This window comes from Marinobacter azerbaijanicus (assembly GCF_030250645.1).
Lineage (GTDB): Bacteria > Pseudomonadota > Gammaproteobacteria > Pseudomonadales > Oleiphilaceae > Marinobacter > Marinobacter azerbaijanicus.
Genome location: NZ_JASSVS010000002.1, coordinates 153,576 through 169,121 on the forward strand (window position 1 = coordinate 153,576; position 15,546 = coordinate 169,121).

Here is a 15,546-nt window from a genome sequence, read left to right on the forward strand (position 1 = left end):
AAACAGCAGGAGACATCGTGACCGACCTCGTCCTAACTGAAAAAAAGAACCATATCCTAACCGTCAGGATTAACCGCCTGGATCGCAAAAACGCCCTCACCCATGATATGTACACCGCCCTCGGTGATGCGATTGAACAGGCCCGCGACGACAGCGACATTCGCTGTATTCTGTACACCGGGAGCGATGAGTGCTTCACAGCCGGGAACGACTTGAGCGATTTTGCCGCGGGCCTGCCCGGCGAGTTTGAAGACACCCCTGTAGGCCGGTTCCTGTTCCTGATGGCCACCACCAACAAACCGATCGTAGCCTCAGTGAATGGCCCCGCCGTGGGCATCGGCACCACCATGCTGCTGCATTGCGATTTGGTGTTTGCCGGCAACAACACCCGCTTCCAGATGCCTTTTGCCAACCTAGGCCTGTGCCCGGAAGGCGGCTCCAGCCTATTGCTGCCATCCTGGCTCGGCCGGGTACGCGCTGCGGAGTTGTTGATGCTGGGCGGCGCATTCACAGCCGAAGATGCTCAGCGCCTGGGGCTGATCAACCAGGTGTGCGAACCGTCACAAACTGAAACGAAGGCTCTGGAAGCCTGCGCACGGCTTGCAGCCCAGCCCCCGGCGGCCGTCCGTGCCACCCGTGAATTGCTGAACCGGGCCAGCGGCGATACGCTGAAAACCGCCATGCTGGCCGAAGGCAAACTCTTCGCAGAACGCCTGAAGTCACCGGAAAATGCCGAAGCCATCAAGGCCTTCACTGAAAAGCGGAAACCGGATTTCTCAAGCTTCAGCTAGGCTGGCTACCCCTGCCCCGAAAGACTCGACAAAAGTCTCGGGGCCAACTATTTTTCAATGAAGCCGAACTCCGACCGTGCGGGTAGGCTCCCAATGATCAGAATCACACTTTAGAGCGATCAACTGTTGCTTTACTGCCGCTATAGTCAGAGTTACAGAAATCAGGCACAGAGCGCTGGCCAGAATTTCAGACAACAGCTAAGCAAACCAGGCCACTGACAACGGGTTTACCGGGCCAGACCGGCCCCGTCAGCTGCCGAACATAACGACACAACAACAGGAAAAGGTTCCACCCATGTTCAAGAAAACTCTAATAAGTCTTGCCGTGGCTTCTTCCCTTGGACTGACAGGCTGCTTTGACAGCGCCGGTTCCGGGTCCAGTAATGCGGATCCTGATTACAAGATCAACAACCCGGACTTCACAGGGCGTACTTGGCCGATCTTCGATCCACTAGCCGGCAACCTACCTATTCCAAGTGACCTTAACTTTGACTCTGCCCAAGGTGACGGTACCTTTGGCGTTCCTGATAGTCAGCCACCGGTTACAACGGCTCTGAATGAGCTGAGCGGTGCTTCAACGGTTGCGCCAGCGGTGATTGCCTTTAACGGCCGAATCGATGCCGACACCGTCGTCACCGGTGAAACGGTCTTCCTGATCGAGCTTACCTATGCCAGTGGCGACCCTGTGCAAGGTCTGGGTAACCAGGAACCCCCTGCCCCAAGCGCTGCCCTCAGCCTGCCAACGCCAGCCTATCGAGCCGACGTAGTGACACTTGATGGCAACTCTGCGATTCGCATCCTGCCATTGGAGCCTTTGAACCCACGCAAACGTTACGTGGCCGTCGTAACCACAGGCATTGAAGACGTGAATGGCGACGCTATCGTTCCATCTCCTTTCTACGGAAGCCTGTCGGACGAGGAGCAGCCTATCGGCGACTCGGCTCTGGCACCGGTTAAAGCGCTTATCAACGGGCTTTGGGAGCCAATCGCTGCAGCCGCTGGAATTGCAGAGGAAAACATCGCTCTGAGTTACAGCTTTACCACATCCAATGATGAGAAAGTGCTGCAATACATTGCCGAACCAGCAGCCTGGTTTTCCGATCAGCTCAAAACTTTCGTAAAAGTGGCTGCTGCTACGAGCGCGCAAGAGGGTGGAGCTTCAAGTTATGCGGAAGTCGCCCCCGTAGTACAGGGTGCAATGGGTGCGTTCCCGGATGTTCCTGTCAGCGAAACTGAGACCTTCCGGGATGTTTTATCCGACGTGTTTGCTGGACCTTGCAATGGAGTGGCGAGCGGACCGGCAGCTTTTGACTGCACCGGCGTAGCCATTACATCTCAGCTAGTGGGCCTGAATGCTGACATATTTCCAACCCCAATACCTGGGGTAAACCGTAACGGTGGAGACATCTCTATTGATCCGAGTTCGGTCTCCCCTGTCGGGCTTGTCTCCGCTGTTGCAGGTGCAATTCCCGGCTCTGACGCCGTTCTTGCCGCTCAGGGCACCGTTAATCTGCCATATTTCCTGGCAGACAGCGCCCCCGGCGTTGTAACAGACTCCTGGAAGGCAGACTCTGCTCTGGCTGGTGGCATTAACGACCTGTTCTCCGGCGTGAGTGATGAGCCTCTGTTTGCACAAGGCAATCCAGACGTATCAACCGCAGTAAACTATATCTTCCCGTTCCCGGAAAGAACGGTTACTGGTGGCGTGGACGTTCCTGTTCTGGCTCTCTATCCCTCTGATGGCAACATAAACGGGGCCGTACTTTACCAACACGGTATTACGACCGACCGAAGCGCTGCGCTGACCTTTGGCACCGCACTGGCCGCAAATGGTTATGCTGTTATAGCGATTGATCAGCCACTCCATGGCGTAGCTGCATTCACCGACGAAGAACAGACAGGGTTGGCAATCACCCTTCTTCAAGCCGGCGGCGCCTCCGAAGCAGAGGCCGAAGCATTAGCTCCTCTGGCCGTGTCGGGCAACGTCTCGGCACTCGCAGACGCGCTCGCCGGAGGAACAGCGACGCCTGAGTCCACAGCAACAGCTCAATCGCTGGTAAACACTGTCGCAAATGCGGGAAGCACCATTCCAGGCCTGGCACCGCAGATTGGCAATGAACGCCACTTCGGGCTCTACGCGCCACAGCCGAGCGTTCCGACACCAATCGACTATGACGCTGGCATGGGTGACTCTGGCAGTCTGTTCATTAACCTGACCAGCTTCCTCACTAGCCGGGATAACAGCCGACAAAGCGTAATGGATCAGATGAACCTTCGTGCCAGTCTGGCAGATCCGAACCCCGGTACAGCACTGGAACTTCCTGGCACCGATAACACTCTCGTTATCTCTGCTGCGACTCCCGTGTACTTTGCTGGTCACTCTCTCGGCACAATTACCGGAACGCCTTTCGTTGCCAGCGTGAACGAGAACCAGATATCGGACATCATGTTCACCTCGCCGGACGGTAGTTCATCTATCCCATCAGCGCTGAACGACGTCCAGTCCGCAAGCTTGCTGACTCCCGGCGGTGGCGTTGTGCGTCTGCTGGAAAACTCGCCCTCATTTGCACCAAGTATACTCGCTGGCCTCCAGCAGGCTGCTGGTCTAGAACAGGGCGATTCTGGCCTGGAAGCCTACCTCAATGTGTTCCAGGCTGCCTACGACACAGTTGATCCCGTCAATTTTGTCGACAATCTTGCAGACAAAGGAACGCCGACACTGCTTTCGCAGGTCGTTGGAGATACGGTTATTCCAAACGGCGCGGACGAAATGCTTTGGGGAGTTCCACCTCTCGAAGGCAATCTGCCGCTCCAGGTTTCACCGACTCAAACCATTAACGTGACCGTTGACAGCTTCAACGCACCTCTAGCAGGTGGCTTCCCGCTGTCCGCACCGTTTGACGCGAACTGCTTCGTGGAATACGACGCCGATGGCGCCAACCACGGCACCCCCACTTCTGCAGACCCCGCAAGTGTGTTTGCACAGATGGTTGGTGGCACTGTCGCCCTCTACATGGGTGGAGCATGCCCTCCAAACTAACAAATACACAACTTTGATATGACAGAACACCCTCAAGCAAGTGCTTGAGGGGCAGATTGTAAGCACAAACCCTCGCCACCTTGGCGGGGGTTTGTGCTTTAAGGTAAGCGCCTCCCCAAAAGCATGATCGTCACCTATTCATTAATGCCCCAAAGAACTCACCCAAATGACACTCTATAGCTCCGCCTTACAGGGACATTAGAGCACGGTTAGAAGGCATTTCTGTTCTTGGACAGGAACAAGTGAGTACTTCAAAGGTGGGAGAGGAAACATAGCTAGGGGCAGGCCGACTCACTGCTTTGATGTAATAACGCGGACATACAGCGTGTCCGCGTTATTACCGTTACTCTACCTCAGTATCAATTAGAAATCGTTATCTCACCATTCGTCAGGAGATTGGCTTCGATGTCCGCCTCATCAAACCAGAACTGGCGATAGTCCTCTTCAGAATACCGCAGGCTTTGGTCATTGAAGTGGGTCGAATCTGAATCAGACGACTGTGAGTAGCTTGTCAGCCCATAGGCCACTGGCCCCTGTTCTGTAAACTCAAGACCGAAGTGCCAACTGGTGCCTCTGGCCATCTGCCATCCCTCACCAGACTGGTCAGAGAGCCCTGCGGTATTGGAAATAACGCTAGGAGCAATCCGTGGAAAGACGGTGTCTTCAGCTACCGGGCTCGTCACCACCCCAATCGCGTTAAACGCACCGTCAATGGAGCCATCCCCACCATGCCACGGAAACGGGTTACCAAGAGTTGTTGGTGCGCCGCCTGGTGGAACACCACCTGTGGGCTGGTAGTACTGAACGTCTCCCAGAGGTGAGTCGTAGGCAATATTGACAGAATCAAGCGCTTCCAGACCATCCGCCAGCGCAATCAACATCGTATCGTCAGCGGTTCCAGCATTCGCTGCCGAGGGAGTCGACGGTGTCGCGACAGGATCGGCTGCGTCGAACGGCACAGTCAGATCCGTCCCGAAGTCATCCCGGTAATTGGCGATAAACACTCTGAAGACATGAGCACCGATACTGTCGGTGTTGTAAACACCGTCCCAGCTCTGCAGCACGTCACATGCCGTATCGACGGTGCGTGCACCTCCGGCGGACAGGTTAACGGGGGTCGCTCCGATCGTTGTGCATCGAGACCTGAGCTCTGTCAGGAACATATCCGTGTACCAGGTACGGTTGTTGTAGATCACTTCGATGAGATCAATAGCCCCGAACTTTCCATCCTGCCCCGCCGGTGCTCGATCCGCAAAACCGGCATCCATAGGATTCTTCAGCATTGAGATCCCGATGCGAGTCCGCGGGTTAAGCGGCGTTTCCTCAGAACCAAAGAGCGGCGAGAAGCCCGTCAGGAACTGATCCGGGTTGGTCGACCAATAGCTGTCATTGGAATTCTGCACCCAGTCCGCACGGAGCATCTGAGGGCGCTGTTCAAATGGCACCAGACCATTACACTCCCCCTCAACCCAGTCGTCCCGGGACTTACTTCCATCCAGGAGAGTCAGGCCACTGTTAAACAACTGGTTGTAGCCAGCACTAACCGAGCGCTTGAAGTCCACCACCGCCAGAGCCGCGCTGGAAAGATTCGGCACAGAGCTGCTGTCGATGTAGTAGGCATTGCCCTGATCGTCAGCGTAGGTTGTGTTGGTCCAGAACGTTGTTCCGCAGTTTTCGAACACCTCCTGAAATTCATTAAGGTTTGACGCCTGACTCATCTGAAGCCAGGTGTCCAACAGCCTCTCGGTACGGGCATTAGCATCGCGGTAGGTGTAAGCAGTTCCATCGGCGCCCCATGCAGGAAGTCCACCACTTGTTACCGCGTCGGCCGCCAACATCGGGCCGTACTCCGAGAAGTAGAATGTTTTCTCCAGCACAGTCGGCGAGGGAGAACCATTGTTCACTTCAATCTGATAAGTCTCAGATGTGATGGGCTTCTCTACTCCGTCCTTTATATAAGTAAAGTTGTCTCCATCTTTCAAAGTGAGCTCATATAGCGTAAAGCGACGACTGGTGGTCACTGTGTGTGACCATGCCAGGTGTTCGTTGAAGTTGATCAAAGGGATGGCTGTGCCAAGCAGACCTGCTCCGTTGGTGTTCAGGTAACCCGGCACCGTCATCTGAACCTGATAGAGCCTGCGATGGCCTGTGTAGGGAAAGTGGGGGTTTGCCAGCAAGGCCCCTTTGCCCTGCTCTGACATTTCGCCACCGATGCCCCAAGCGTTACTGCCCAAGCCAATATCCTGAAAGTCACTTTGGCTCGAGGCGCCGACACGAGCGTTGGCCACCATGCGCTGAAGCTCTTGCCCCTGTTCTTCGATCGATAGGCCTGTCGTATTTGTAACTGGGGTTGGCAGAGGCGACTCACCCTGTGGCACGGCGACAAAAACCGCTCCCGTTGCAAACAAGGCCCCACTGGCATACTGACCTACGATTCTGTAATGAGCGAACAAATCCACCGGCGTGATTTCTTTTACCCACGGCTGGTTGCGGCATTCTGCCGGAAGATCACCGGATGGTGTTTCGCTCACATACTTGTTGTAACCTGCGGCAAAGCCCTCAATCATGGCGCGGGTTTCAGCGCTCAGGTTGGGATACTCCTCCTCTGCGCCACTGAGGATCTGTTGCGCCTTGTAGCTGAAATCGTTGATGACGTTAATATCGCCCGGCCCGGGGCCGAAGTACTTGGCCCGCTCACTTCTGGCCTTGACGATGGCTTCGGCAAGTAGACAAACATTGTCCTGTGTTTGGGCATAGCCCGCACCAAAAGCTGCCGAGGCCAGATTATCCGCTTTTACATGGGGGACCCCGTTGGTCGTTCTCCTTATGGTTGCCTCAAATTTGCCGTCCGCCGGGAAAAGCTGTTCGTTCACTGTGCTGCCGGAACCCGAAGAGCTGCTACCGTCGAAACATCCTGTAATCAGAAAGCCGCTGGCCAGCGCCACTCCAGCAGCTTTCAATGCGCCTTTACCAGCGCTCCTGAAAGGTTTGCGAAGCAATTTCATAGTTGTTTGTCCATTGTGGTTGTTATGAGTGAGCCAAAGATGACTCACTCTCACAAATTAGCAGACAAACACATCAACCGCTAAACACTGACGCCACGTTCAGTCTTTATTTTCTGTAGCCCCCGGGACAGCCTACGGGCACATCAAACAGCATCATTATCCGCACCCAACGTTCGCCCTACATAGCGTGTCTCACAGGGGGTTGCGCTGAACTTGATCGGATGCCCGATCTGCCTCTGCACCCCACCACCCGCTTTGGCCACCTCGATAACCATGTTGCGTGCTTTCATCTGAGGATGCTCAGCAGCCTCGGTAATCGTCAGAACCGGCTCAACACAGGCATCAAGGCCTGCAAACACCTCTTCCCACTCCTTCAGGGTTTTCTGGGCGAAAGCGGCCTTCAGGGCCTCACGGATGGTTTGCTGGTGGTCCGGGTTCTGGCTGAGCGCGAAGCTTTTCATTTCCGGGATATCCAGGGCATCGCACAGCCGGGCCGAGAACTGTGGCTCCAGGCTGCCAACGGATATCCAGCGGCCATCGCTGGTCTGGTAATAGTCGTAGAAGGTACCGCCGTTGAGCAGTGTGCTCTCGGGTTTCTGTTCCTGGCCACCTGCCAGTGCGGCTGCTCCGGCCATACCATTCATGGCAAAAGCGGCGTCGGTCATGCTGACGTCGATGTACTGCCCTTCTCCGGTCTGCTGCCGGTGTATGACTGCTGCCAGGATGCCCATGACCGCATGGTGGGAGCCGCCAGCCACGTCAGCTACCTGAATGCCCAGCGGAGGTGGCCCGGATTCCTTGCGGCCGCTGTGACTGGAAACGCCAGCCAATGAAAGGTAGTTGATGTCGTGGCCGGCGCGGTCCTTGTAGGGGCCGGTCTGGCCGTAGCCGGTAATGGCGCAGTATATGAGGTTGGGGTTGATGGCTTTCAGGGTGTCATAACCGATGCCCAGCCTGTCCATAACGCCCGGACGAAACTGTTCAATCACAACATCATAGTCCTTCACCAGCTGCTTGATTTTATCTGCACTGCCCTCTTTCTTGAGATCCAGACCAAGAGAGCGCTTGCCGCGGTTCAGGAAGGTGTGGGCGGTGCTTACGCCGTCTTCCAGAGGAGGCATGACCCGGGTCAGGTCGAGGCGGTCCGGGGCTTCGACCCGCAATACATCAGCCCCCATATCCGCCAGCAGCATGGTGGCGTAGGGGCCAGGGAGTAACGTGCTGAAATCCAGAACCTTGAGTTGGCTTAGCGGGCCGGGCATGCAAATCTCCTTATGGTTGCATTGTAAGCGAGGGGTTTTATGATGGGCCTCATTCAAACAAGGATAAAGGATGACATGTCGGAACTCACGGTTTCCAGACACTTTGTAGAGGCCGCACTGATCGGCGCCCAAAAGGCCGGTTTTGATACCCGGACCATCCTCAGGGATGCCGGCATATCACCGGATCTGCTGAAAATCGAGATGGCCCGGGTAAGCAGCACCCAGTATAGCCGCCTGATGCAGGCCACCTGGAACGTGATGGAAGATGAGTTCATGGGCCTGGGGCCGCGGCGCTGCCGTACCGGCACCTTTGCCACGATGTGCGCCCTGGTCATCGATTGCCCCAACCTGGAGGCGGTTTACCGCCAGGCCTACGACTTCTGCCGGCTCTTTGAACCCATGGTGTCCATGAAGCTGGAGGTGGATGACAAGGCTGCGCGGCTGGTAACGGTGATTGAAGGTGATATCGACGACCCGATGTACTTTTTCCGGGAAAGCATTCTTGTCATCTGGCACCGGCTTGGCAGCTGGCTGATCGGGCAGCCAGTGGAACTGCTCAAGGCTGAATTCAATTATCCGCGCCCTCCCCATGGCGACGAGTACCGGCATATTTTCCATTGCCCATTGTCGTTTGAAGCCCGTGAAACGGCGCTGACCTTCGACAAGCGCTTCCTTCAGGCACCGGTAATCCGCGACAAACCGGAAATGCGACAGTTCCTGAAAACCTCTCCGGCCGACCTGTTGTCGCGCCCGGATGAAAGCAACACCTTCACTGGCCGCATCCGTGCGCTGATTGGCCGGGACTTCACCCGATCCCTGCCCGATTTCGAATGGATTGCCACCGAACTCCATACCAGCCCCCAGACTCTGCGGCGGCGATTGAAGCAGGAAAACACGTCTTTTCAGGAGATCAAGGATCTGCTGAGGCGGGATATGGCCATCTACTATCTGTCACGACCAGACCTGCCCATCAACGACATCGCGTTTCGGGTGGGGTTCACTGAGCCGTCCACCTTCCACCGAGCCTTCAAGAAATGGACCGGGGTCACCCCCGGCGCTTACCGCGAGGGTGAACGGGGTCAGCTGCCGGACTGACCGGCACCCTGCATCGTCTTTATCAGCCGGCCGAGGGTGCGGGCGATTTCTTCCGTTTTTTCGCTGTCGAGACTCAGCTTCATCAACCGCGAGCCATCCCGCGGGTCGTATATCCAGCAACTGCTGCTGGAACCGTCACAATTCCACTCGACCTGGGGATTAACGCCGAACACCCCCATTGATTCTGTTGTCTTCACTACACGTTCATTGTCTTCGCGACGGGATTCCTGAATGCTGATCACGTCGTTGCGTTTGTCAAGCTTATAGGCAATGTCGGCAGGCTCATCGAGCCTCACGATTCTTTGGTCACTTCGCCATCCTGCCCCCTCGAGAAGCGTATTGGCGTGCATAATCAGGGCTTGTGCATCGGAATCCACCAGATACAACTGCTTCAACTTATCCAGCGACTGGTTACCGGCAGGCTCGATAATTGCGACCTGCTCACTCTTGTCCTGACTGCTATTACTGGCGCGGGCCCCTTCTTTCTTGCGCGCTTTTTCAACGCTGGTGATCAGTTTGAGCGCGTCGTTATAGTGCTCCCCTTCCGCGCCCGCCTGGCTAACGTACTTTTCCAGTGCCGCCTGGGCCTCATTGAGATGACCGGACTCCCGCATCACCCGTCCGCGAAAATAGAAATAATCCGCAGGTTTATTCCCCTCCAGTTGCTGAAGCCGGTTCAGGTATTCACCGGCCTCGCCCCAGTTTTCCGCGGTAACGGCCTCTTCGGTGGCCAGCATCAATCGGCGGATTTCATGCTCGGGTTCCAGGGCATTGACCTGGCCGGTCATCAGTAGCGATGCCAACACGAAGCCGTAAACTGAACTGCGCCCGACTCGGGTTCTCTTCACCATTTCATCTACTCCTGCTGGTTTTCCCGGGCGGTGTCCATTTCGGCATCCACTTCCGCCTGATCCATAATGGCTTTCGGGAGTTCTTTTTTAACACGAACACCCAGCTCCACAAAGCGATTGGCCTGGGAGATCAGATTTCCCCGGCCACGGGTGAGGGTGTTCATTGCCGAATCATAGGTGCCCTGGGCGGTGTGCAGCTGAGTCCCCAGCTTTTCCATGGCCTCCACGAATACCCTTAGCTTGTCATAGACAGCGCTTGCCCTGTCCGCAATCCGGCGCGCATTCTGGCTCTGGCGTTCATATCGCCAGATATTTTCGATGGTGCGCAACGTGGCCAGTAATGTAGTTGGTGTAACCACAATAATCTTTCGCTCAAATGCTTCTGCGAATAGGTTCTCGTCCTGCTGAAAAGCGGCAACAAATGCCGGCTCGATGGGCATGAACAGAAACACGAAATCCGGTGAATGCAAGCCATGGAGCTGGCTGTAGTCCTTCTCGCTCAGTGTGCGTATGTGGTTGCGCACGGCCTCCACGTGCTGCCTGAGGGCCTCCTCCCTGGCCGTTTCATCCTCCTCTGTTGCCCACTGCTGATAGGCCACCAGGGAGACTTTCGAGTCCACCACAAGGTTGCGTTTGTCGGGTAGGTGCACGATCACGTCCGGGCGTAACAGCTGGTTGTCATCGCCCCGGTAGCTGCCCTGGGTTTCGTACTCTACACCCTTACGCAGACCGGAACGCTCCAGCACACGCTCGAGGATCAGTTCCCCCCAGTTGCCCTGGATTTTCTTGTCGCCTTTCAGGGCTTTGGTCAGGTTGGAGGCCTCTTCGGTAATCTGGCGATTCAGCTCCTGCAGGGATTTGATCTCGCTTCGCAGCGCCTGGCGATCACGGGTTTCACTGGTGTAGACATCCTCCACCCGCTTGCGGAAATCCTGCAACTGATCGCGGAAGGGGTTCAGAAGCGTGTCGATACTGGTACGGGTCTGCTGGCTGAAGCGCTCGCTTTTCTGTTCGAAAATACGGTTGGCCAGATTCTCGAATTCCTGCTTCAGCGCATCGCGGTTACGCTCCAGCAGTTCCAGTTTTTCCGTGGTTGCCCGCCGCTCCTTGTCCAGGGTGACTTCCTGTTCTCTGAGGGCAACCCGGGCGTCACCAATCTCTCGGGAAAGCTCGTCGGCACGCCGCTGCTGGGCCTGCCTCTCTGCCTCAAGCTGCTCGATTCGCGCCAGCCGGGAACGGCTTTCAGACTCCAGCCCGGCCACCTGGTTCTCCAGCGTTGCAGCGCGCTGACGCCAATACTCGGTGGCGCGGTTACCCTTCACCACCAGGAAAGCCAGAAGACACAGAACCAGAGCCAAAATAATTGCCAGCAGCATGATTTCAGGCTGGTTTTCCATAACATTAGCAATGGCCTCAGGCACCCTGATCTCCTCGACTGGTTACTTGAAAATGATAACGCGGCCACAGTTTACCGTATCAGCGGAACCTTTTATCGCATCGCCCCGTCAGATACTTGTTGTTACACGTTCAAAAAACGACTGTTTGGCAAAAATTTCAGCCCGAGGCATCCGACTCTGGACTCGGTACGTAATATCATCTAAAACGGTAAAAGGCGTTGGTTGACGCCGACAAAGACCGTACGGCTGGTTACCGAGGTCCCTGAGCAGTATAAAGGACGGAAATCTGACATGCTTAAAGAGCTCTGGAGAAAACTGGGATCGGAACTGTCCCCTTCCGCGTGGCCGGAAGCGCAGGACAGCCAGCAAAGCCGCCGCGGAACGAAGGACGGTCGTGGTCAATTCCGCATACTGCCTCACATGACCCACACCGGAGAGTTCCATCTGGAGCGCCTGACCGGCATCCTGAAGGGGCGCTATGGCAAGACGTTCAGCAACAATGGTGACGAGTCCATCCGGGACCTGATCCACTTTGCGTCCCGTATCCAGGACCAGGATGTTCAGCGCGAGCTACTGCTTTTCTATCTCAATTGTTCCCCGATTGTTCAGGAATATCTCCGCTCCGAGGAGGTGCTTGCCGAGAACCACTTCCTGTCCAGGACATTCTAGAACAGATAATCCCGCTGTTACTGATCTGTAAACCCTCCTGACACCTATGTTGTTGTATACTTTCGCTATGTGAAAGATACAGCTTGCCCTTGGGGCAGAGACTTTAATTGCGGTACGGTAATCCGGAATTTGAGAATTCACCGCCGCGAGTTCAGGGGTTTTGGATGTTTTTTATGCGCTCAGATTGGGGAAGGCTGACGGCGGCCACGATTTTTCTGTTTGTATTGTCCGGCTGCACGGCGGATCGATACTTCATGGTGGCAAAGGAAGACCTTGAGACCCTCAACCAATCGGTCGAGGAACAGACCGAGCAGGTTTCCAGTCTTGAGAGCCGCACAGAAGAAAACTACCAGAATCTTACCCGCCTTAACGAAGACTCGACCAAGAGCATTCTGCAAGCGATAACAGAACAGGTTAAGAAGCCCACCTGCCCTCCGGCACCCAAAGAACCGGTCTGCACCATGAACCAGGCTGGCGATAATGATGGCAGAGCCGACCGGCTCGAGGGCAAGGTTATTGTTGGCAAAGTTGAAAAATTCTATCTGGTCGGCCCTGGGTTTGTTTATGACGCTCGCATTGACAGCGGGGCTGAAACTTCATCACTTGATGCCAGAAACATTACCCGCTTCGAGCGGGATGGCAGTAACTGGGTTCGGTTCGATGTTCCGGTGCCGGGGTCCGATGATCTTGAAACCATCGAGCAGGAAGTTTCCCGCCGGGTCAAAATCATCCAGTCGACCACGGACGAATCCGAACGGCGTGTGGTGGTCGAGTTGCAGTTCATGATCGGTGATCACCGGCAACAGGCGGAATTTACCCTGACGAACCGCGAACACCTGTCCCATAGTGTGCTGGTCGGGCGCAATATATTGAGAGACGTTATGTTGATTGACGTTGGCAAGGAATTCGCCACCGAACTGCCGGAATCCCTGCCCGCAAAAGACAACGGGGATGAGTCTTGACCTCACGCTCACGCATACCCTTTTTCTTTGCCATTCTCCTGTTGATTGCAGCCGGCATCTCTATTGCTGTCTGGCGACATGTGGAACTGGGGATTCCCTGGTTTACCGGCGAACAGCAACCCGTGTGGATGGTGGAGGCACGAATCGATTTTACCGGTACAGGGGAGCCCGTTCTGGCCAGCATGAACATCCCCGATCAGCCTCCAGGGTTCCGGATACTCTCTGAACAGGCGGCCTCACCAGGCTATGGCTTTTCCATTGTGGAGGATTCCGGGGTGCGCCGGGCCGAATGGTCAAAGCGCGACGTCAGTGGCCCCCAGACCCTTTATTTCAAGGTCCAGCTAATTCCTGATGAGGGGGGGCAGCGCGGGAATCCCCGGCGACGCCCGAAGCCGGAGCCGACATTCTGGGAAGAGCCCCAGGCTACCGCAGTGGAGGAATTGCTTCAGCAGGCGTCTTCCAGGTCCAGCACCCCCGAGAGCATGACCAGAGAGCTGATCAAGCTGCTTCAGCCAGACGCCAGTGGGCAAAATACAACCCTGCTGGTTTCCAACGACAACTACATCGACCTGCTTAACCGGATGCTCAACCATGCTGGCATCCCGGCACGCACGGCCGATGGGCTGGCTCTGGAAGACGCAAGACGCCGGCAACAGCTACGCCCGTTCCTACAGATATACGACGGCAACAAGTGGTTGACCTTCAATCCCCGCACCGCGGAGCAAGGGCTACCGGAAGACGTGCTGCTTTGGCGCCAGGCTGCCACTTCCCTGCTTGATCTGGTGGGCGGTGACGACTCGGAAGTAAGTTTTTCCATGCTTAGGCAAACCGTACCGGCATTGCAGTTGGCCCAGGCTCAGTCCACCGAGAATGGCCTGGGCTTCCTGAGCCTTTATCAGCTTCCCATTGAAGAACAGGGCATGTTCAGGATGCTACTGCTGCTGCCACTGGGCGCCCTGATTGTTGCTTTCATGCGGATCGTTGTAGGCATCAGGACCTCTGGCACGTTTATGCCAATACTGATTGCCGTCGCCTTCGTGCAGACCACGCTGATTCCGGGGCTGATCGCGTTTGTATCGGTGGTGGCCATCGGTTTGCTGATGCGAGGCTATCTCTCCAGCCTGAACCTGCTGCTGGTATCCCGAATATCAGCGCTCATTATTCTGGTGATCTTTATCACTGCCGGGCTCAGTATTGCCGGCTACCATATGGGCTTCAATACCGGCATGACCGTGACTTTCTTTCCCATGGTAATTATTGCCTGGACCATTGAGCGCATGTCCATACTGTGGGAGGAAGAAGGGGCACGTGAGGTCTTTGTCCAGGGCGCCGGCAGCCTGTTTGTCGCTGTGTGTGCGTTTCTCATGATGAGCGCTCCGCTGGCAAGTCACCTGACCTTCAACTTTCCTGAGTTGCACCTTGCTGTACTGGGGCTGATCCTGCTGATGGGCCAGTATACCGGCTACAAGCTGTCAGAACTCCGTCGATTCCACCCCATGAAGGCTTACGACTGATGGGCTGGATTTCGCCTTTCAAGCTTAACCGTCTGGGAATGCTGAACATGAACCGGCGCAATGTAGACTACATTGCGCGGTACAACAGCCGCGAATCCTACCCCCTGGTGGATAACAAGCTTAGAACCAAGCTGGTAGTTGCCGAATACGATGTTCGCACACCCAGGTTGCTGCAGGTCGTTCGCCAGCAGCATGAGATCCCCCATTTCCGACAGATGGCAGACGACCTCAACGGCTTCGCCATCAAGCCGGCCAAAGGTTCGGGCGGCAAGGGCATTACCGTGATAACGGGTCGGGACGGCGATGAATACATCAAGGCCTCTGGCGCCCGCGTGTCTGCCCCCTACCTTGAGCGACACCTTTCCAACATCCTCGCCGGCCTCTACTCTCTCGCAGGGACGCCGGATGTTGCCATTGTCGAGAATCTGGTTGAGTCCATCCCGGCCCTGGCACGCTACTCCTTCCAGGGCGTTCCGGATATCCGCATAGTGGTTTTCCAGGGTTACCCGGTGATGGCGATGCTGAGGCTGGCTACAACTGCCTCAGACGGCAAGGCCAACCTTCACCAGGGGGCTGTGGGCGTGGGACTGAACATCGCTAACGGTCACAGCCTGAATGCCGTGCAGTTCAACCGCCCTATCACATTGCATCCGGATACCGGCCTGGCACTGGAAAACATTGCCATTGAGGACTGGCAGGAAATGCTGGTGATGGCCTCCAGGTGCTACGAGGCCACCGGGCTGGGGTACATGGGTGTTGATCTGGTTGTGGATGTCAATGAAGGCCCGCTGCTACTGGAACTGAATGCCCGCCCTGGTCTGGCTATCCAGATGGCCAACGGCCGCGGCCTGTTACCACGGCTCAGACAGATTGAATCCCTTCGCAAGCCGCATTTTACACCGGAAGATCGCGCGGCCTTTGCCATGGAAACCTTCAACTCCAGAATCTGAGCAGCGAATT

General features: G+C 56.0%; 11 protein-coding genes. 7 read left to right on the forward strand and 4 right to left on the reverse strand.

Going from position 1 to position 15,546, the window contains the following annotated elements:
* Positions 1–17: 17 nt before the first annotated feature.
* Together QPM17_RS04205 and QPM17_RS04210 are read left to right on the forward strand one after the other, a co-directional pair.
* On the forward strand, positions 18–791 hold the full coding sequence (locus QPM17_RS04205; RefSeq protein ID WP_199480302.1) for an enoyl-CoA hydratase: 774 nt from the start codon (positions 18–20) through the stop codon (positions 789–791).
* Between the two features lie 295 nt (positions 792–1,086).
* Entirely contained in the window at positions 1,087–3,831 is a 2,745-nt protein-coding gene (locus QPM17_RS04210; RefSeq protein ID WP_285389036.1) for a hypothetical protein, read from the forward strand.
* Between the two features lie 359 nt (positions 3,832–4,190).
* Here QPM17_RS04210 and QPM17_RS04215 read toward each other — a convergent pair whose 3' ends face one another.
* Together QPM17_RS04215 and QPM17_RS04220 are read right to left on the reverse strand one after the other, a co-directional pair.
* Complete coding sequence (locus tag QPM17_RS04215; protein WP_285389038.1) at positions 4,191–6,836, reverse strand: penicillin acylase family protein; 2,646 nt, start codon at positions 6,834–6,836, stop codon at positions 4,191–4,193.
* 143 nt (positions 6,837–6,979) lie between these two features.
* Entirely contained in the window at positions 6,980–8,098 is a 1,119-nt protein-coding gene (locus tag QPM17_RS04220) for a CaiB/BaiF CoA transferase family protein (RefSeq protein ID WP_285389039.1), read from the reverse strand.
* Between the two features lie 75 nt (positions 8,099–8,173).
* Here QPM17_RS04220 and QPM17_RS04225 point away from each other — a divergent pair, with 75 nt between their 5' ends.
* Positions 8,174–9,193 carry an AraC family transcriptional regulator gene (locus QPM17_RS04225; RefSeq protein ID WP_285389041.1) on the forward strand — a complete coding sequence of 340 codons (1,020 nt, stop codon included), beginning with the start codon at positions 8,174–8,176 and terminating at the stop codon, positions 9,191–9,193.
* On the opposite strand, the gene QPM17_RS04230 is transcribed toward QPM17_RS04225, so the two are convergent.
* Together QPM17_RS04230 and QPM17_RS04235 are read right to left on the reverse strand one after the other, a co-directional pair.
* Entirely contained in the window at positions 9,178–10,044 is an 867-nt protein-coding gene (locus QPM17_RS04230; RefSeq protein WP_285389043.1) for a hypothetical protein, read from the reverse strand. The genes QPM17_RS04225 and QPM17_RS04230 overlap by 16 nt on opposite strands.
* A gap of 5 nt (positions 10,045–10,049) precedes the next feature.
* Complete coding sequence (locus tag QPM17_RS04235) at positions 10,050–11,420, reverse strand: DNA recombination protein RmuC (protein ID WP_422732730.1); 1,371 nt, start codon at positions 11,418–11,420, stop codon at positions 10,050–10,052.
* 312 nt (positions 11,421–11,732) lie between these two features.
* On the opposite strand from QPM17_RS04235, the gene QPM17_RS04240 reads away from it, so the two are divergent.
* The 4 genes from QPM17_RS04240 to QPM17_RS04255 all read left to right on the forward strand — a co-directional run bounded on the left by QPM17_RS04240 (position 11,733) and on the right by QPM17_RS04255 (position 15,536).
* Complete coding sequence (locus QPM17_RS04240; RefSeq protein ID WP_285389047.1) at positions 11,733–12,110, forward strand: hypothetical protein; 378 nt, start codon at positions 11,733–11,735, stop codon at positions 12,108–12,110.
* A gap of 173 nt (positions 12,111–12,283) precedes the next feature.
* Positions 12,284–13,072: an ATP-dependent zinc protease family protein gene (locus QPM17_RS04245; RefSeq protein WP_285389049.1), complete on the forward strand. Its 789-nt coding sequence runs from the start codon at positions 12,284–12,286 to the stop codon at positions 13,070–13,072.
* The gene (locus QPM17_RS04250; RefSeq protein ID WP_285389051.1) at positions 13,069–14,586 is read left to right on the forward strand and encodes an inactive transglutaminase family protein; all 1,518 of its coding nucleotides are present in this window, start codon (positions 13,069–13,071) and stop codon (positions 14,584–14,586) included. The genes QPM17_RS04245 and QPM17_RS04250 overlap by 4 nt, the downstream gene beginning before the upstream one ends.
* Positions 14,586–15,536, forward strand: a complete 951-nt coding sequence (locus tag QPM17_RS04255; protein WP_285389053.1) for an alpha-L-glutamate ligase-like protein — start codon at positions 14,586–14,588, stop codon at positions 15,534–15,536. Before QPM17_RS04250 ends, QPM17_RS04255 begins: the two co-directional genes overlap by 1 nt.
* Positions 15,537–15,546: the final 10 nt, after the last annotated feature.